The organism is Pantoea sp. 1B4 (assembly GCF_016925765.1).
Lineage (GTDB): Bacteria > Pseudomonadota > Gammaproteobacteria > Enterobacterales > Enterobacteriaceae > Pantoea > Pantoea agglomerans.
Window position 1 is genome coordinate 3,990,835 of the sequence record NZ_JAEUWZ010000001.1, and the last position, 17,643, is coordinate 4,008,477.

A 17,643-nucleotide genomic window follows, 5' to 3' on the forward strand; every position below is an offset into this window, starting at 1 on the left:
ACCTTTCATCCACTTTTCTTCAGACGAAAAAAAACCTGTCTTTTCAGACAGGTTTCTTAAATATGGTCGGCGAGAGAGGATTCGAACCTCCGACCCACTGGTCCCAAACCAGTTGCGCTACCAAGCTGCGCTACTCGCCGATGGGGGCGCATGTTACTGCTACCCCCGATCAGCGTCAACCGCTTTTTATGCTTTTGCCGCCAATCGCCTGGAAAGCACGCGGTTACTGGGAATCAGCCGCCTGCTTTACACTTTTCGACCACTATTACAGCGGTTTAGCCTGACCATTACCCGGTGCCTGACACCAGTTGTTGGCCGGGTTAATGCCGCCATCTGGCGAGGTGTAACCCAGACAGCCCAGGATGGTATCGAACAACTCAACGTGGCGATGGGTCCGGCCCACGCGCTGCTGCGCCTGCAGACGCTCAAAGTTGCTGCGGTTCTGACTATCTTCCAGATACTTATCTGACGCCCAGACCATCATCGGCACACGGAACTGCTCAGGCGGAGCCATCTCACGCGGCGTGCCGTGCAGGTGCATATTCTCGCTAATCGACTCACCATGGTCGGCGGCATAGAAGACGATCGCCTTCTTATCACGCAGCTGATCCAGCACGCTATCCAGCATGCTATCGACATACAGCACCGAGTTGTCATAAGCGTTGATCAACTGCGCTTTGCTGCAGGTCTCATCCACGCCCATACACTCCGGCTGATATTTCGCGAAGCTGCGCGGATAACGCTGTGAATAGAGGTAGTGCGAACCTTTGGTGTGCAACACAATCAGATGCTTACCTTTCGGGAAACGATCCAGTGACGCTTTCATCTCCGGCACCAGCAGCATGTCATCCACCGCTTTGCCCTGATTACGCTTCTCTGAACCAATCTGCTCACGGAAGGCAAAATTGTTGGCATTGATGTTGTCGTAGAACCAGACTTCGCTCTGCATCGCAAACAGCTCAGAGGTGAAGCCCAGCTCTTTCATCACCGCAAACACATTCTGCTCTTTCAGCGTGCGGCCCGGATTATCCATAGTGCCGCCTTCGCGCACGAACATGCAGCGCAGTGACAGCTTGGTCGCGGTATCACAGGACTCGCCCCGGAATGCCACCAGGTTCTTCTCTTTCGACAGCTTCGGCGTAGTGTCACGCTCATAGCCCAGCATCCCCATGTGATCCCAGCGCGTGGTTTCGCCAATCACAAACACCACATAGGTATCATCAAGCCCGGCAGGCGCGACGTAGGTAAACTTCTTCGCCGGATCCAGCAGTTCCTGGCTGTTCAGCGACTCATCCACACGGGTCCAGGCAAACAGGCCCACAGCCGCCAGCCAGTTCGAAGGAAGATAAGAGTGCGCCACCACACCGCCGTAACTCGGCAGATCGATGTTGGTGATCTCTTCGTTATGCTTCTGCAGCTTGTCGAAAAAACGAATCGGCAGCCAGACCAGTGCCACGCAGAGCAGCATGATTAGGGTAGGTTTCAGGCGCTGTCCCGGCGTACGCAGCTGTTCATTCAGCGTCATGCTCAGCTTATTGCGCCAGATCATCAGCAGTGGCAGCGCGCTGACCAGCACCATCCACAGGATGAAATGGTAACCAATCACCTCTTTAGAGAGATCGGTGTCAGTCGTCATCACCGAAGCCACAATGCCGTAGCCAATCACCACGTTAAAAAACGCCATGTAATAGGCGGCGGCAACCGAAATCAGAACAATCAGCGTGGCCAGCACGCGATAAAACCACTTTCCTCCCAGCGACAGCAGACGCATCAGGAAGAAAGTCAGCACCACAATGGCCACTACCTCGGTGACGGCAGTCAGCCAGTTCGTAACCGTAGAGTGCCTGAGAAAACCGTCAAAACGACGATAGAAAATCGGCAAATTCAATAAGATACCGAGATAGAGCGCCAGCAAGAGCGATAACTTCTGCTGAGTCAGGGTTTTAATGTAATTCATGAAAAAAGGTGTTTCTCCGGTGTGAAGCGCTTGACCAAATCTTTTATGTGACTGCCGAAACGCGGCAGAGTTCGCTGAATAAGCGGACCGGACAAGATGAAGGAAAATTCTGAACGGATTTATAGGCTATAACGCGAGGTGGCTCAGTAAAACATGGTCGCGTTTGATAGACCAGAAAATAATCGTTGCCGACCTGATTAGCACATTTTTTGTACACATCGGACAGGAACGGCCGGGTGGGCTGTTGCAGACAGCAGCAGGAGAGAGAAAATGACAGAGGAAGAAAAGTGCGGGCCTGATCATTTCAGGCCCGCAGCACGCTTAGCGAATAATGTTCAGCGTGACATCGATGTTGTTGCGGGTGGCATTTGAGTAAGGACAAACGATGTGTGCCGCATCAACCAGCTTCTGCGCTTCTGCTTCATCCATCTCTGGCAGGTGAATGTTCAGGGTCGCTTCAATACCAAAACCATCAGGGATAGGGCCGATACCCACTTCACCTTCGATCCAGGCGTCTTTTGGCATGGTGATCTTGTCACGGCCCGCCACAAACTTCATCGCGCCCAGGAAGCAGGCAGAATAGCCCGCAGCAAACAGCTGCTCAGGGTTAGTCACTTCGCCGCCTGCACCGCCCATCTCTTTTGGCACGCCCAGTTTCACGTCCAGTACACCGTCAGAAGAGGTTGCACGACCATCACGACCACCGGTTGCTTTGGCTTTGGCGCGGTAAACCACTTGTTCTAAAGACATGACATTTCTCCGTTACGCTATTTAATCGCCCACTACTTATACAGCCGTAATCAGGCGGTGAGGTTTAACGGGTGCCGCGCACCCGTCAGCAATATTTATCGTGACTTATTCAGGTTATCTCGCAACCCATCCAGCTGTAATTTCAGCGCCAGCAGAGCGTCATCATCACAGGCTGTGGCACACTTAACCGCTTCAGGAATGGCTTCAGCCCTGGCCCGTAACGCCTGCCCGGCTTCGGTGAGCGTCACCGCTACCTGGCGTTCATCCTGACGGGTTCGCTGCCGGTTAATCAGGCCTGCACTTTCCAGTCGCTTCAGAAGTGGCGTTAATGTTGCCGAGTCTAAAAAAAGCTGCTCGCCAATCTCTGACACCGTGACATCATCTTTCTGCCACAACACCAGCATGACCAGATATTGAGGATAGGTGATGTCGAGCTGGCTCAGCAACTGACGATAGACTTTATTCATCGCCAGGTTGGCAGAATAAAGCGCAAAGCAGAGGTGCTGATCGACCAACAGTGGCATCGTTTTCACTTTTTTGTCATCTTGATCACAGTTCATGGTTAATAATATAGATAGCGCGCTAGATAATTGCAAGCAAACTTTTTGTCAGGGGGAAAGGCATGCAGGATTCACTGGAAGAACAGGCGCGTCGCTTCGCCACCGAGGCACATGCCAGTGCCGGACAGCGCCGCAAATATACCGATGAGCCTTATATTGTTCATCCGGCAGCGGTGGTGGAACTGGTGCGCAGCGTCAGCCATGACGACGCGTTGTTAGCGGCGGCCTGGCTGCACGATACCGTGGAAGATACCGCAACCACACAGAGCGATATCGAAACCCACTTTGGTACGCGCGTGGCAAGCCTGGTAGAGATGCTGACCAACAGCGCACCCGCTGGGGCAAAAAATCGGACGGCCCGTAAACTGGCGCACTTCCGCCATACAGCCAGCGCCAGTCCTGAGGCACAAACCATCAAACTGGCTGACATCATCGATAACACCCGCGCGATTGTGCGTTTTGATCCCGACTTTGCGCGGGTCTACCTGGTTGAAAAGCAGATACAGATTGAGTTGCTGAAGCAGGGAGATGCGCAGTTATGGCAGCAGGCTTCAATGATTATTGAAAGCGGACTCGCACAGTTGCGGGAGCCGCCCTATAGCGTGCCGGAGAGCTGGTTTGCCAGACAGGCGGCTAAATACAGCGAATTACGCTAATAAAAAACCCGCCAGCGGCGGGTTCTTTTCGTGATATCAGTTTATTCAAGCAACTGCCGTCCCAGATAGGGATTGGCATGTAATAACTTCATCAGTTTCTGCGCCGTCGCGGAAGGACGGGTACGCCGGGCTTCCCAGCTTTTCACGGAAGAAACGCTCACGCCCATTACTTTTGCAAACTCATCAACCTGCATGCCGGTCATTTCACGCAGACGCTGCGGCTCTGGCTGGGCGGGTTGCTGACGCTGAATAAGTAACTCGGCGGCGCGATCATCACGTGTCAAAACAATCTGCTCAAGGCTGCTGAGCAATTCAAACATCGGGTCTTTTAATTCCATAGAGAACTCCTTAAAAACTCGCTATGAAGCACGTGAAAGTAGAGAGGTACGAGCCTGAAGTCAGGACTCTGAAACCGGGCCTGTTTCAGGCTGGATCCCGCAAGGGTTTATTTTTGTTATGAGAGAAACCATTACGGGACACAGCCTGCGGTGCACTGCTTTAAAGATGTCAGGTCAATGCAACAAATGCCGGGAGACTAAGTATGGATAGAGACCTGACTATTTGCCGCGCAATTTATAATTATTTTTTTAACTATGGTTTGCCGGAAAAGTTCCAGCGCCTCTAACCCGCTGAGGCAGTTGAGTTTTGTGCCTTCGGTGTGGGCAGAAAAATCAAATGGTGTTTGCTATTTATGTGGATGCCATCAAGCTTTTTGCTGGCATATTCTCATTTCTGTGAGGCAATACACCTCTTCAGGTAGTGAGTGCAAAATATACGCCAATGGTTTACTTCCTGAACACATATATTCACTGTTCTTATTAAATTAAGAATAGTCCTGGTTTGGGCCTGAGGACTGGCGCGCGGCGGCTCACAGTGCAGAGCGGGTAGATCTTTTATTCTTAACGGCGATCTGTCGCCAGATTAATCAACAGTCATCTTAACGAAACGGCTGACGCCTCATGCCGGTGCAGTTACCCGGCAACTATCGACCTGATGCGCGGTAAAAGTGCAGCCCCGTGATAACGCACTGACGACAGGCCAAACCTATACCTGACCTCTGTAAGGAAAAGCGATGCGTGAAACAGATTTTAACGTCGGATACCCTTCTCATCGTGTACCGATGATGGGTCGTAATGCCGTGGCAACCTCTCAACCGCTGGCGGCGCAGGCGGGTTTACGGATGCTGCAACAGGGTGGAAACGCCGTGGATGCGGCTATCGCCACCGCCATCGCCTTAACCGTGCTGGAGCCAACCGGAAACGGCATCGGCAGCGATGCGTTTGCCATTGTCTGGGATGGCAGCGAGCTGCATGGGTTAAACGCCTCAGGCCGATCGCCAGCCGCGTGGCATCCCGAACGCTTTGCCGATTTTAGTGCGATGCCTGAAACCGGCTGGGAATCCGTCACTGTGCCAGGGGCCGTCTCGGCATGGGTCACACTGGCACAGCGCTTTGGCACCTTACCGCTGACCACCCTGGCACAACCGGCAATTGACTATGCGCGCGACGGTTTTCCGGTTTCACCGCTGATTGGTCAGCTGTGGCAGCGCGGCTATGACAAGCTGCGGGATCAACCTGGCTTTAGCGACTGCTTTGCGCCGCAGGGTCGTCCGCCGCGTGCTGGCGAGCTATTCCGCAACCCGGCTCAGGCCCGCACCTTGCAGGAAATCGCTGAGACTCAGGGCGAAAGCTTTTACCGCGGCGCACTGGCGCAAAAGATGACAGCCTTCGCCCGTGAGCATGGCGCAGCCCTGACGCTGGAGGATTTGAAATACCATCGTGCCGACTGGGTTACTCTGCTGTCGCGTCCGTTTGCCGGAGGATCGGTGCAGGAGCTGCCGCCGAATGGTCAGGGCATTGCGACCTTAATTGCACTTGGCATTCTGGAAGAGTGGGAAATCAACCGCTATGCACCGGATTCGCCGCAGTGGCTGCATCTCTCCATCGAGGCGATGAAACTGGCGCTGGTTGATCTGGACCGTTATGTCACCGATGAAGATCACCTCGAATTTCCGGCGGAACACCTGCTCAGCAACGACTATATTCGCCAGCGGGCAGCGTTAATTGATCCTGACAAGGCGGGAGATTTCCGCTTTGGATCACCGCAGCAGAGCGGCACAGTGTATGTCGCCGCCGGTGATGCCAGCGGCATGATGGTCTCATTCATTCAGTCTAACTACATGGGATTTGGCTCCGGCGTGGTGGTACCCGATACCGGCATCAGCCTGCAGAACCGGGGGGGCGGGCTTTTCACTCGATCCAGACCATCCCAACGTCGTGGCAGGCGGTAAGCGGCCGTTTCATACCATCATTCCAGCCTTTGCGCGGGATCAGCAGGGCCAGCCGCTGATGGCATTTGGCGTGATGGGCGGCCCGATGCAGGCGCAGGGGCACCTCCAGCTGGCGCTGCGCATTATGCTGCACCAGCAGAATCCGCAGGCCGCGATTGATGCGCCGCGCTGGCGCGTGGTGCAGGGACGCGAGGTGGTATTTGAATCAACCCTCGATCGCAATACCCTGAGCACACTGCGCCGTATGGGCCACAACGTGGTACTGGAAGATCCCCTGAGTAATTACAATTTTGGTGGCGCGCAGGCGATAGTGCGCGATCCGCAGGGCTTCTACATTGCGGCCAGTGAGAGTCGCAAAGATGGTCAGGCGGTGGTGTTTTAAGGTCGCGGCAGTGAGCGTCAGGCTGCTCAACCCCTACTTCATCTCTGCGCGCTGAAGCCTGCAATGGCAGGGAACGCAACACGCCCTGAGGCGCAGGCGGCCCCATTCTGTAACCGGCGTTTCAGAAAGCATCTGTTTCACAGGTGGTTTCACGTTGTGCCGTGGCTCGGGTTTGTTCTATTCTTTAGGCCATTCCTACCTGGACATCTGACAGTATCACCGACAGGAGTTGACCCTATGGCTTCAGGACTTACACGCCTTATGGCACGTGGCGGCATTATGCTCGCTGGCGCGCTGATCGTGCTGCAACTCACCGCATGCGGTGATAAAGAAGGCGAGCAGCGCAAAGCATTTATCGATTTTCTCCAGAACACTGTGATGCGCAGCGGCGAGCATCTGCCCAGCCTCAGCGAAAACCAGAAGCAGAGCTTTGGCAACTTCGCCAGCGATTACGCCATTATGTATGGCTTCTCGCAGCAGGCGAACAAAGCGGTTGAACAGGGTATGCGTCCGGTGGTGGATGAGCTTTCTGCCATTCGCGTTCCGCAGGATTATCTCAGCCGTCGTGATTCCCTGCGTCAGGCGACCAGCGCACTGGTGATCGTCACCCAGCAGATTGAAAGCGCCAAAATGCAGGCGGACAGCAGCAAGGCGACCCTGAAGCAGCCGGATGACCTGAAAAAAGTCTACGACACCGCCTATAACAAAGTGGTGACGGTGCCTGCCAATCAGCTGATTCCTCTGCTGCCAAAACTCCAGGCGCTGAGTCAGGGTGCAGTGCAGACCGGCGATTTCCTGCAAACGCAGGGAACCCGTGTCAGCTTCAATGATGGCGGCGTGCAGTTCCCGACTCAGGATCAGGCTTCGCAATATAACGCGCTGATGAGCACTTTATCCGCCAATTCGCAGGCGCTTCCTCAGGCACAGGCTGCCGTCCAGGGTGGTCTGCAGTAAATCCGCTTTACGGGCAGGCGCTAATCGTCTGCCCGTCCCACTCTCTTTTCTCCTCCCACCCAATCACCTGCTGAATGAAGTGTGATCTGGCGCATTTTCGACCAAAAATAGTTTGTGATCTAGGTCACAGATATATAACAAATCAACGTCAAACAAGTGTGATTCACCTCACAGATAACCGGCCACCCCGTCTAAAAATCAGCCAACTGAGCCTGAGCTACGCCTTAAAGTGTGATCAAAATCACGCTAATCACCCCTGCCACCACCCTTAATCAGTGATGTAGATCACACTTACCCCGCACGCTACGCAGCGTCAAATTCGCGTGATAGAGTCCGCGTGCATACAGTAATACCACCGGCTTTGGGTCGGGGTGGCTAAACAAAAACAAGCGCGCTCTCCTATTGCAGCGCGTCTCAATAAGGGGTGGGTTTATGTCCTCATCAGTGAAGGTCAAAGTACAAAGCTTTGGTCGCTTTCTGAGTAATATGGTGATGCCAAACATCGGGGCGTTTATCGCCTGGGGTATCATCACCGCACTGTTTATTCCAACTGGCTGGATCCCTAACGAAACGCTGGCCAAACTGGTTGGCCCGATGATCACCTACCTGCTGCCACTGCTGATCGGTTTCACCGGTGGGCGTCTGGTGGGCGGCGATCGCGGCGGCGTGGTCGGTGCCATTACCACCATGGGTGTGATTGTCGGTGCGGATATGCCGATGTTCCTCGGTGCGATGATTGCCGGTCCGCTGGGCGGCTGGGCAATCAAGTCGTTTGACCGGGCGATTGACGGCAAAATCAAAAGCGGCTTCGAGATGCTGGTCAACAACTTCTCGGCCGGTATTATCGGGATGATACTGGCACTGCTGGCGTTCCTGGCGATCGGTCCGCTGGTAGAAGGTCTGTCACACATTCTCGCCGCGGGCGTGAATCTGATGGTGCAGAACAACCTGCTGCCACTGACCTCGATCTTCGTCGAACCCGCGAAAATCCTGTTCCTGAACAACGCCATTAACCACGGTATCTTCTCGCCGCTCGGTATCCAGCAGGCTAGTGAAGCCGGCAAATCCATTTTCTTCCTGATCGAAGCCAACCCGGGTCCGGGTATGGGCGTGCTGATGGCCTATATGTTCTTTGGTCGTGGCAGTGCTAAACAGTCTGCGGGCGGTGCGGCAATCATCCACTTCCTTGGCGGCATCCATGAGATCTACTTCCCGTATGTGCTGATGGCTCCTCGTCTGCTGCTGGCGGTTATCCTTGGCGGTATGACCGGCGTCTTCACGCTGACGGTGCTGAACGGTGGCCTGGTCTCTCCTGCCTCACCGGGTTCAATCCTGGCGGTGCTGGCAATGACGCCAAAAGGGGCCTACTTCGCGAACATCGCTGCTATCGCTGCCGCCTTCGCCGTCTCCTTCGTGGTGTCCGCTATCCTGCTGAAAACCAGCAAAGTCAAAGAAGATGACGATATCGAAGCCGCGACCCAGCGCATGCATGAGATGAAAGCGCAGTCTAAAGGCCAGAGCGGCGCGGGTGCGCCAGTCGCCAGCGATGCCATGAGCGTTGAACTGCATCACGTGCGTAAAATCATCGTCGCCTGTGATGCCGGTATGGGTTCCAGCGCGATGGGTGCAGGCGTACTGCGCAAGAAAGTGCAGGACGCCGGGCTGAGCAATGTATCGGTGACCAATACCGCGATCAACGCCCTGCCGGGTGATGTCGATCTGGTGATTACCCACCGTGACCTGACTGAACGCGCCATCCGCCAGGCTCCGCATGCGCAGCATATCTCGCTGAACAACTTCCTCGACAGCGCGCTCTACAGCACCCTGACCGAGCGTCTGGTGGCGGCTAACCGCAGCGACGTGCATCGTCAAACGGTAAACACCGCGCTCTCTGACAGCTACGATGAAGGCAACGCACACCTGTTTAAACTGGGTGCGGATAACGTTTTCCTCGGCCTGACCGCCAGTAACAAAGAGCAGGCGATTCGCTTTGCGGGCGAACAGCTGGTGAAAGGCGGTTACGTTGAGCCTGAATACGTTGAGGCGATGCTGGCGCGTGAAAAACTGACACCGACCTATCTCGGTGAGTCGATTGCCGTGCCGCACGGTACGGTCGAAGCGAAAGATCGCGTGCTGAAAACCGGCGTGGTGTTCTGTCAGTATCCGGCAGGCGTCCTGTTCGGTGAAGAGCCCGACGATGTGGCGCGCCTGGTGATTGGTATTGCTGCCCGTAACAACGAGCACATCCAGGTGATCACCAGTCTGACCAATGCGCTGGATGATGACAGCGTGATTGAGAAGCTGGCGAACACCACCAGCGTGCAGGAAGTGCTGGATCTGCTGTCAGGTAAGCCTGCAATCGCGTAATTTATAGCAATTATTTTCCCTGGGGCGGTCATGCCCGCCCCGATTTCCTGGGGCGGGTTTGCCCGCCCCATCGTCATTTGATATGGGTCAAAAATTATGAAAGCGTTACATTTCGGAGCAGGAAACATTGGTCGCGGCTTTATCGGCAAGTTACTGGCTGATGCAGGTATCGAACTGGTTTTTGCTGATGTGAATCAGACGGTGCTGGATGCACTGAACGCGCGTCATGAGTATCCCGTTCATGTAGTTGGCGAGCAGGCCAAAACAGAAACCGTTAAAGGCGTCAGTGCGGTAAACAGCACCAGCGATGAGATCATCACCCTGGTTTCTGAAGTCGATCTCGTTACCACCGCCGTGGGCCCGCAGATTCTGGAGCGTATTGCCGGCAGTGTGGCTAAAGGCCTGGCAAAACGCAGCGATAACGGCAATACCCGCCCGCTAAATATTATCGCCTGTGAGAATATGGTGCGCGGCACCAGCCAGCTGAAACAGCATGTGCTGAAGGCGCTGCCGGAGCAGTATCACGCCTGGCTTGAGCAGCATGTCGGCTTTGTGGATTCCGCTGTCGATCGCATCGTGCCACCGTCTGAAGCGGGCAGCACCGATCCGCTGGAAGTGACCGTTGAAACCTTCAGCGAATGGATCGTCGATAAAACTCAGTTTAAAGGCGACCTGCCTGCGATTCCGGGTATGGAACTGACCGATAACCTGATGGCATTTGTTGAGCGTAAACTCTTCACACTGAACACCGGTCACGCGATTACCGCCTATCTCGGCCAGCTGGCCGGTCACCAGACCATTCGTGACGCCATCCTCGATGAAAAAATCCGGGCCGTGGTGAAAGGGGCGATGGAAGAGAGCGGCGCGGTGCTGATTAAGCGCTACGGTTTTGAGGCGGATAAACATGCGGCCTACATCCAGAAAATTCTTGGCCGTTTTGAGAACCCTTATCTGAAAGATGATGTTGAGCGTGTGGGTCGTCAGCCGCTGCGTAAACTCAGCGCGGGCGATCGCCTGATCAAGCCGACGCTGGGCACGCTGGAGTATGGTTTACCGCACGCCAGCCTGGTGCAGGGCATTGCCGCTGCGATGCACTATCGCAGCGACCAGGACCCACAGGCGCAGGAGCTGGCCACGCTGCTGGCAGAAAAAGGCCCACAGGCGACGCTGGCTGAGGTTTCAGGTCTGGATGCTGACAGCGAAGTGGTGGCTTCGGTGGTGAGCGCCTGGCACGCTATGGCATAATGCGCGCGTGTTAGTGACGCAAGCCGGGCGCAGTTCGCCTGCGCCCAACGGCGGTATTGAACCCATGCAGGCAATAATGGAAGAGAAGCAGGCTTTTGAAAACCGGGTGCTTGAGCGCCTGAACGCCGGTCGTTCGGTGAGAAGCTTTCTGATCGCCGCCGTTGAGCTATTGGCTGAAGCCGTCAATCTGCTGGTGCTGCAGGTCTTCCGTAAAGATGACTACGCGGTGAAATATGCCGTAGAACCGCTGCTGCTGGGCGATGGTCCTTTGGGCGAACTCTCGGTTCGTCTGAAGCTGATTTACGGTCTTGGCGTTATCAGCCGGCACGAATATGAAGATGGTGAACTGCTGCTGGCGCTGCGCGAAGAGCTGAATCACGACAGCGGTGATTATCGTTTTACCGACGATGAGATCCTTGGTCCGTTTGGTGAACTGCACTGCGTCACCGCCTGGCCACCCGCGCCGGTGTTTCACACCGAAGATGCAGAGCTGCGCAGCATGCAGCAGCAGCGCTATCTGCAGATGGTGCGATCCACCATGGTCCTGTCGCTAACCGAGCTGATCGCCCGCATCAGTATGAAGCAGGCGTTTAAAAAGTCCGGCAGCTAATCCTGTCAGGCGCCATCACGGCGCCTTTTTCGTCTTAACCTGAGCGGGAATATGCGCCAGATTTGGTGTATCCTTGGCCTGTTTTCCTCAACGAGTTGTTGTCATGAAAGAGCAAGAAAAGAACGAAATCAAACTTCTCAGCGATAAGCTGGACGCATTGAACCGCAAAGAGCCGCAGTTACTGGAATCGGGTGATGTCGAGAAACTGGGCGCGTTGCTGAAAGAGAAAGAAGCGCTGGTCATTGAGATTGAGCGTCTGCGCGGTCAGCGGGTTGAAAAACTCAGTGCCGAGGCGCAGAAGCTGCAAAAAATGGGCTTCAGCCGCGAAATTACTAAGAAAGAGCAGGCAAATCTGGGCGCGCTGAAGAAACGCGTGCGCGGCCTGGTCGTGGTGCATCCAATGACCGCGCTGGGACGTGAGATGGGGCTGACAGCAATGACCGGCTTCGCCAAAACCGCATTCTGACGGGTCGATCAGGCAGCAGCCTGATCGACATCGGCTTTGCGTTCGCCGGCGGCGGCATAGACCTGCTCCGCCAGCGCATCCAGCAATTCATAGCGGCGACGATATTCAGCCCGCTTCTTACTGGCAATCTCCTCCAGCGTTTTGCGCGGCAGGCTCAGCGGCAGGATAAACATCCCATCCCTGCGCGCCTCGCCACTCAGCGACAACCAGAATTCACTGTAGCTGGCAAAGAACTTATCCCCTTTGCTGTGGCGATAGCGCAGGCTGCGGAAGACATGAGTCTCATCGCCAACCGCCAGAATATTCTCCACACCGCACTGCTTCGCCACAATAAATACCGCTTCCATTAACAGGCGTTTCGGAAAGAGACCCTGCGCCGCTTTGGTCGCCTCGCGGATCACCTCATTATTGATATGTTTCCGCGGACCCTGTAATCCGCCAATTAATAATGTGCGCTGGTTATTTTCATTGAGAATTGAAAATGAAAGTGAAGCAATAACTTCGTCGTTATAACGTAATACCAGCGTCACTTCCCCTTCCCGATCGAAATAACCGGAACTGCAGGAAAGTAAAAAAGGATTCGCCATTTTTACCGGTCAGCGTAGCCAGCGGATTATCCGTGGCGCTTTGCAGCAGCTGACGCAGCGCAGGGTTTTCCAGATTATTCATCAGGCTGTAATGATCAAGTATCGCCTGCGCGCGCGCAGCAATGCTCAACCCTGAGCGCAGATAGGGCCGGTGCAGCTTGGCTGGCAGCAATCCCTGGGTACTCATCAACAGAGGAAGTTGCGGTAAATGCGACAGCTCATCCAGATAACGCAGCGTAGTCAGTGGCGATATTAAGGTTCTTAACACAAATTTCAGCCGGAAACGTTTACTTATCCAGAGTTTATTCGGAACGTATTTTCCGCTAATTAACTGAAAAAAAGCGATGCAGAAGAATCGGTCGTGGTTTCGTGAGTAGTTATAATTGACATAGTCATCGACACACAGTGAGCAGGAATGTCACTGAGCATAAAACAACGAGTATCAACGGCGTGTTAATGTGGCAGAAGGTTAAAAGCGCGGCGGTTAAAAAGCGAGATCCGTTTATTTTTGGTTTAATCTGGGACGACAGAATTTAAAGATAAAAAAAACCGGCGAAATAAATTCCACCGGTTTATCGTTATCACGTTAACACTGGGTTAACTTACTGGGCAGCTGCGAAGCGGGCTGCTGCTTCGTCCCAGTTGACCACGTTCCAGAATGCTTTGATGTAGTCAGGACGTTTGTTCTGATACTTCAGGTAGTAGGCGTGTTCCCACACGTCCAGACCGATGATTGGGAAGCCAGAAACGCCAGCAACCGCTTCACCCATCAGCGGGTTGTCCTGGTTTGCGGTAGATACCACAGCCAGTTTGTCGCCTTTTTTAACCAGCCACGCCCAGCCTGAGCCGAAACGGGTCGCAGCCGCTTTCTCGAACTCTTCCTGGAATTTTTCCACGCTACCGAAATCTTTCTCGATAGCCGCTTTCAGGTCGCCCTGCAGCGTGGTGCCGGTTTTCAGGCCTTTCCAGAACAGGCTGTGGTTAGCGTGGCCGCCTGCGTTATTACGCAGTGGGCCTTTTTTGTCTGCTGGCAGCTGATCCAGTTTGGTGATCAGCTCTTCTACCGGCAGATTGGCAAATTCAGTGCCTTCCAGCGCCGCGTTAGCGTTGTTCACGTAGGTCTGGTGATGTTTGGTGTGATGGATTTCCATCGTCTGCTTGTCGAAATGCGGTTCCAGTGCGTCGTATGCGTAAGGCAGGGATGGCAGTGAATAACTCATGTTCTTCCTCTCCATTTAGTTTGAGCAGCACGACGAATTCGGGACGTGCCGCGTAAGCAGTCGAATCATTATAGTTAAATTCATGTAGCGTAAAAGGGTAATCAATGCCCTATTAACCATAAGGATTTGAGAAATCTGGCAAAAGCAACCCGTTGTTTTTACAGCATGCTGCTGCTGACTCCGCCTTTTCAGCTTTATCAGACAGGGAGAGCGAAGCACTCTGCCAGCACCACCAGCAGGCACTCATCCCGCCCGAACGCCGCATCTGCCCTGCCCTGCGCGTTACCTGCCCAGTTCGCGCAGCCCGCTGTCGAGCGCGCCGACCAGCCAGTCGATATCCCCTTCCTGGAACGCCAGTGGCGGACGCAGTTTCAGCACATTCCCATACGGGCCGGCGACCGAGGTCAGCACGCGATGTTCACGCAGCTTCTCGATTAAATCCAGCGCCAGCGTTTTGTCCGGCGTTTTGCTGTGACGATCGGTGACCAGCTCAAAACCGATAAACAGTCCGGCACCGCGCACATCCCCCCACGCACTCATAGCGATCCATCAGGGTTCGCAGCTCCGCCAGCAGCTTCGCGCCGACCACGCGGCTGTGTTCCTGTAACCCCTCTTCGGTGATCACTTTCAGTACCGCCTGCGCCGCCGCCATCGCGACCGGATTACCACCAAAGGTATTGAAGTAGGGAATTGAGTCGCTGAAGGCGGCCAGCACTTCACTTTTTGCCAGCAGGCCGGAAACCGGAATGCCGTTGCCCATTGGCTTGCCGGTGGTAATGATGTCAGGCACCACATCGTGGCGGCCAAAGCCCCAGAACGCGTCGCCGGTACGGCCAAAACCAGGCTGCACTTCATCGGCAATAAAGATGCCGCCGTTGGCATGCACCACCTCGACCGCTTTTTTCAGGAAGCCGCGCGGATCGGGCAACACGCCGTCCGAGGAGAAGATTGAGTCCGCCAGGAAGCCGGCAAATTTAATGCCGTGCGCCGCCATATCATCAATCTGCTGCTGAATCTGGCCAGCGAACCAGTCACCCAGGTCAGGCGCGTCCACACGATACGCATCCGGTGGCATCACCAGCCGCGTGGTGGGCGCCAGCGGCTGTCCACTGCCCAGCGCCGGAGAAGCGCCGGATGTCAGCTCACTGGTGCCATGATAGGCCTCTTTACTGACAATAATCCCGCTGCCGCCGCTAAAGGCGCGCGCCACGCGAATCGCCAGGTCGTTAGCTTCCGATCCGGTGCACATATACATCGCGCGATCGATCGCCGTGGGCGTGGTCGCCAGCAGCGCTTCGCTGTAGTCCAGAATATTTTCATGCAGGTAACGGGTGTGGGTATTCAGCATTTTCATCTGCTGCGTCACCGCCTCAGTCACGGCCGGATGGCAGTGCCCGATGCTCGCCACGTTGTTGTAGACGTCGAGATATTTATCGCCCGCCGCATCCCACAGATATTGCCCTTCACCCCGCACCAGATGCACCGGTTTGCGATAGAACAGGCGATAAGATTCGCCAAGCACTTTGCTGCGTTTATCGGTCAGTTTGCGCGTATCGCTGTCGAGCGCATCGGCATGTTCGGCACGGAAACTGTTGGTATCCATAATGGTGGAACGCGTGGCCATAATGACTCCCGTTACAAGGATGAAGGAGGAAGAGCTGACGCCTTTATCATGCCTGCCTGAATCTAAAATGCAACCAAATACACAAATACAATAAAATACACATGACGCAGGCAGATCGCCGCGCTAAGCTTGCTCACTGATTCAGACGGAATCTTTCGCTTCACTGGCGTATCATCCGTGATCTTCGCGCTTTAAAAGGAAACCTCTATGCTGCAGGAAACGCGCCTTCATCGCATCCGTGCCTTACTGACCCGGCTTAACCAGGTGAGTACCGAGCGCATTATCAGGGAGCTGGGGGTCTCACGCGAAACCGCGCGCCGCGATATCATTGAGCTGGAAGCGCTGGGTCTGGCGCGCCGCGTTCACGGCGGGCTGGTGGCGATTGAAACGCGGGCTGAACCCCCGCTGACGGAACGCCGCAGTACCCAGACCCGGGAGAAGCGCGCCATCGCCCGCGCCGCTGCGCAGTTGCTGCAGCCCGGACAAACGCTGTTTCTGGATGCGGGCAGCACCACCACGCTGCTGGCAGAGGAGTTGCACGCCCTTTCCGGCCTGACGATTGTGACCAACAGCCTGCAGGCCGCGCTGGCGCTGAGCGCCGGAGAAGAAGATCAGCCGCTGAATAATCAGATCATTTTGCTGGGCGGGATGATGTCGGCGGGTGCGCAACAGACGCGTGGCGAAATCACTGTAGGTGAGATTATCCGCTATCGCGCCGATGTGGCGCTGCTGTCACCGGTCGGCATTGAGGCGGGTTGCGGTGCCAGCAGTTTTCATCCGCACGAAGCGGCCATCGCCAGGGCGATGGTGCAGCAATCCACTTCCTGCTATCTGCTGGCCGATCACACCAAACTGGGGGTAGTCAGCCGCACGGTTTACGCGCCGTCACCGGCGATCAACCTGCTGATTACGGATAGTGGCGGCGACAACAGTGCCGCCCTTGAGGCGTTGCAGCAGACGCTGCCAGAGGTGATGGTGGTTTAACGCAGCCGCTGAGGATGGCTGTAAACCGTAGCGCGTCCAGGTTTACTGAACCCGACCAGCGTCAGATTGCAGCGCTCAGCCACCTCAACCGCCAGGCGGGTCGCTGCCGAGACTGCGAACAGGATCTCAACCCCGCACATGGCGGACTTCTGCACCATTTCATAGCTGGCGCGGCTGGAGACCAGCACCGCGCCTGGCCCCCACTCAGCCTGGCTGCGATAGCCCAGCAGCTTATCCAGTGCCACATGGCGACCCACATCTTCACAGCCACCGGCCAGCTGACCATCAGGCTGGATCCACGCGGCAGCATGGGTGCAGCCGGTTTTCTGTCCGACCGGCTGATACGCTTTCAGCTGGCCCAGCGCCCGATCCAGCTGATCCAGCGCAAAGGTCTGGGTAAACGGCAGCGGAGAGAGCGGCTTGCCAATCTGGTCCAGCTGTTCAACGCCACACACGCCGCAGCCGGTACGGCCTGCCAGCGCACGACGCTGCTCTTTCAGCGCCATAAAACGACGGCTGGAAAGCTCAATCTGAACCTCAATGCCGTGACAGCCCGGCACGATGTCCATGCCGAAAATGTCGCCTGGCGCGTCGATAATGCCCTCTGACAGCGAAAAACCCAGCGCAAACGCCTCCAGATCTTTGGGCGTGGTCATCATCACCACGTGAGAGATGCCGTTGTAAACCAGCGCCACCGGCACCTCGTCCGCCAGCCAGTCAGACTCTGCTGCGGTCAAATCGGCACGCTGCCATACCTGCGTTCTGCTGACGCCGGCCTGAATTGTTAAATCTTCGCCTGAGTCAGGCTGGATAGCTTTCAAAAAGTACGACCTGTTGTTAATAAATAATGAAATGCGACAGTCAGTGCGGCTGCACAACGGCTATCAGACGCAGACTAATTTTGCCTTCTGGCCCGGTGCGGCGCAAATAAACAGCGGGGCAATTCATGCGGTTTTCTCACCGGGAAAGGCGCAGCCACGCCTGCTGGCGG

At 55.4% G+C, this 17,643-nt stretch carries 13 protein-coding genes, 1 tRNA gene and 3 pseudogenes; 8 read left to right on the forward strand and 9 right to left on the reverse strand.

Annotated features, from left to right (window positions below; translation table 11 throughout):
- Positions 1–63 precede the first annotated feature (63 nt).
- The 4 genes from JNO11_RS19070 to JNO11_RS19085 form a co-directional block, all read right to left on the reverse strand.
- Positions 64–140 (reverse strand) — tRNA-Pro (locus JNO11_RS19070).
- Positions 141–265: 125 nt separating this feature from the next.
- Positions 266–1,957 carry a kdo(2)-lipid A phosphoethanolamine 7''-transferase gene (gene eptB / locus JNO11_RS19075; RefSeq protein WP_010257429.1) on the reverse strand — a complete coding sequence of 564 codons (1,692 nt, stop codon included), beginning with the start codon at positions 1,955–1,957 and terminating at the stop codon, positions 266–268.
- Between the two features lie 321 nt (positions 1,958–2,278).
- Positions 2,279–2,707 carry an organic hydroperoxide resistance protein gene (locus tag JNO11_RS19080; protein WP_010257431.1) on the reverse strand — a complete coding sequence of 143 codons (429 nt, stop codon included), beginning with the start codon at positions 2,705–2,707 and terminating at the stop codon, positions 2,279–2,281.
- Between the two features lie 95 nt (positions 2,708–2,802).
- On the reverse strand, positions 2,803–3,267 hold the full coding sequence (locus JNO11_RS19085) for a MarR family transcriptional regulator (protein WP_010671641.1): 465 nt from the start codon (positions 3,265–3,267) through the stop codon (positions 2,803–2,805).
- A gap of 62 nt (positions 3,268–3,329) precedes the next feature.
- Here JNO11_RS19085 and JNO11_RS19090 point away from each other — a divergent pair, with 62 nt between their 5' ends.
- Positions 3,330–3,923, forward strand: a complete 594-nt coding sequence (locus tag JNO11_RS19090; protein ID WP_010257434.1) for an HD domain-containing protein — start codon at positions 3,330–3,332, stop codon at positions 3,921–3,923.
- Between the two features lie 41 nt (positions 3,924–3,964).
- Here the strand turns inward: JNO11_RS19090 and JNO11_RS19095 are convergent, their stop codons facing one another.
- Positions 3,965–4,261 (reverse strand): HTH-type transcriptional regulator, encoded by a 297-nt coding sequence (locus JNO11_RS19095; RefSeq protein WP_010257438.1) that lies wholly within the window; start codon positions 4,259–4,261, stop codon positions 3,965–3,967.
- Between the two features lie 734 nt (positions 4,262–4,995).
- On the opposite strand from JNO11_RS19095, the pseudogene JNO11_RS19100 reads away from it, so the two are divergent.
- The 6 genes and pseudogenes from JNO11_RS19100 to JNO11_RS19125 all read left to right on the forward strand — a co-directional run bounded on the left by JNO11_RS19100 (position 4,996) and on the right by JNO11_RS19125 (position 12,237).
- Positions 4,996–6,595, forward strand: a pseudogene (locus JNO11_RS19100) (gamma-glutamyltransferase family protein).
- Between the two features lie 237 nt (positions 6,596–6,832).
- Positions 6,833–7,549 carry a DUF3053 domain-containing protein gene (locus JNO11_RS19105; protein WP_010671639.1) on the forward strand — a complete coding sequence of 239 codons (717 nt, stop codon included), beginning with the start codon at positions 6,833–6,835 and terminating at the stop codon, positions 7,547–7,549.
- A gap of 432 nt (positions 7,550–7,981) precedes the next feature.
- The gene (locus tag JNO11_RS19110; RefSeq protein WP_010257448.1) at positions 7,982–9,916 is read left to right on the forward strand and encodes a PTS mannitol transporter subunit IICBA; all 1,935 of its coding nucleotides are present in this window, start codon (positions 7,982–7,984) and stop codon (positions 9,914–9,916) included.
- A 96-nt stretch (positions 9,917–10,012) separates the two neighbouring features.
- Entirely contained in the window at positions 10,013–11,161 is a 1,149-nt protein-coding gene (gene mtlD / locus JNO11_RS19115; RefSeq protein ID WP_010257450.1) for a mannitol-1-phosphate 5-dehydrogenase, read from the forward strand.
- Positions 11,162–11,225: 64 nt separating this feature from the next.
- On the forward strand, positions 11,226–11,771 hold the full coding sequence (gene mtlR / locus JNO11_RS19120; protein ID WP_171820345.1) for a mannitol operon repressor MtlR: 546 nt from the start codon (positions 11,226–11,228) through the stop codon (positions 11,769–11,771).
- Between the two features lie 103 nt (positions 11,772–11,874).
- Positions 11,875–12,237 carry a YibL family ribosome-associated protein gene (locus tag JNO11_RS19125; RefSeq protein ID WP_325177598.1) on the forward strand — a complete coding sequence of 121 codons (363 nt, stop codon included), beginning with the start codon at positions 11,875–11,877 and terminating at the stop codon, positions 12,235–12,237.
- An 8-nt stretch (positions 12,238–12,245) separates the two neighbouring features.
- On the opposite strand, the pseudogene JNO11_RS24855 reads toward JNO11_RS19125, so the two are convergent.
- The 3 genes and pseudogenes from JNO11_RS24855 to JNO11_RS19145 all read right to left on the reverse strand — a co-directional run bounded on the left by JNO11_RS24855 (position 12,246) and on the right by JNO11_RS19145 (position 15,668).
- A pseudogene (locus JNO11_RS24855) lies at positions 12,246–13,214 on the reverse strand (VirK/YbjX family protein).
- A gap of 212 nt (positions 13,215–13,426) precedes the next feature.
- Positions 13,427–14,044 (reverse strand): superoxide dismutase [Mn], encoded by a 618-nt coding sequence (sodA, locus tag JNO11_RS19140; protein WP_008926407.1) that lies wholly within the window; start codon positions 14,042–14,044, stop codon positions 13,427–13,429.
- 282 nt (positions 14,045–14,326) lie between these two features.
- A pseudogene (locus JNO11_RS19145) lies at positions 14,327–15,668 on the reverse strand (aspartate aminotransferase family protein).
- A 207-nt stretch (positions 15,669–15,875) separates the two neighbouring features.
- Here JNO11_RS19145 and JNO11_RS19150 point away from each other — a divergent pair.
- A complete protein-coding gene (locus JNO11_RS19150) occupies positions 15,876–16,652 on the forward strand; it encodes a DeoR/GlpR family DNA-binding transcription regulator (RefSeq protein WP_137229742.1) in 777 nt (258 codons plus the stop codon).
- Here the strand turns inward: JNO11_RS19150 and fdhD are convergent.
- On the reverse strand, positions 16,649–17,473 hold the full coding sequence (fdhD, locus tag JNO11_RS19155; protein WP_010257467.1) for a formate dehydrogenase accessory sulfurtransferase FdhD: 825 nt from the start codon (positions 17,471–17,473) through the stop codon (positions 16,649–16,651). The two genes, JNO11_RS19150 and fdhD, sit on opposite strands and share 4 nt — an antisense overlap.
- Between the last annotated feature and the right edge of the window lie 170 nt (positions 17,474–17,643).

Bases quoted from the DNA above. Each gene is read 5' to 3' on its own strand.
- eptB (WP_010257429.1), bottom strand. From the start codon at position 1,957: ATGAATTACATTAAAACCCTGACTCAGCAGAAGTTATCGCTCTTGCTG.
- JNO11_RS19080 (WP_010257431.1), bottom strand. From the start codon at position 2,707: ATGTCTTTAGAACAAGTGGTTTACCGCGCCAAAGCCAAAGCAACCGGT.
- JNO11_RS19085 (WP_010671641.1), bottom strand. From the start codon at position 3,267: ATGAACTGTGATCAAGATGACAAAAAAGTGAAAACGATGCCACTGTTG.
- JNO11_RS19090 (WP_010257434.1), top strand. From the start codon at position 3,330: ATGCAGGATTCACTGGAAGAACAGGCGCGTCGCTTCGCCACCGAGGCA.
- JNO11_RS19095 (WP_010257438.1), bottom strand. From the start codon at position 4,261: ATGGAATTAAAAGACCCGATGTTTGAATTGCTCAGCAGCCTTGAGCAG.
- JNO11_RS19105 (WP_010671639.1), top strand. From the start codon at position 6,833: ATGGCTTCAGGACTTACACGCCTTATGGCACGTGGCGGCATTATGCTC.
- JNO11_RS19110 (WP_010257448.1), top strand. From the start codon at position 7,982: ATGTCCTCATCAGTGAAGGTCAAAGTACAAAGCTTTGGTCGCTTTCTG.
- mtlD (WP_010257450.1), top strand. From the start codon at position 10,013: ATGAAAGCGTTACATTTCGGAGCAGGAAACATTGGTCGCGGCTTTATC.
- mtlR (WP_171820345.1), top strand. From the start codon at position 11,226: ATGCAGGCAATAATGGAAGAGAAGCAGGCTTTTGAAAACCGGGTGCTT.
- JNO11_RS19125 (WP_325177598.1), top strand. From the start codon at position 11,875: ATGAAAGAGCAAGAAAAGAACGAAATCAAACTTCTCAGCGATAAGCTG.
- sodA (WP_008926407.1), bottom strand. From the start codon at position 14,044: ATGAGTTATTCACTGCCATCCCTGCCTTACGCATACGACGCACTGGAA.
- JNO11_RS19150 (WP_137229742.1), top strand. From the start codon at position 15,876: ATGCTGCAGGAAACGCGCCTTCATCGCATCCGTGCCTTACTGACCCGG.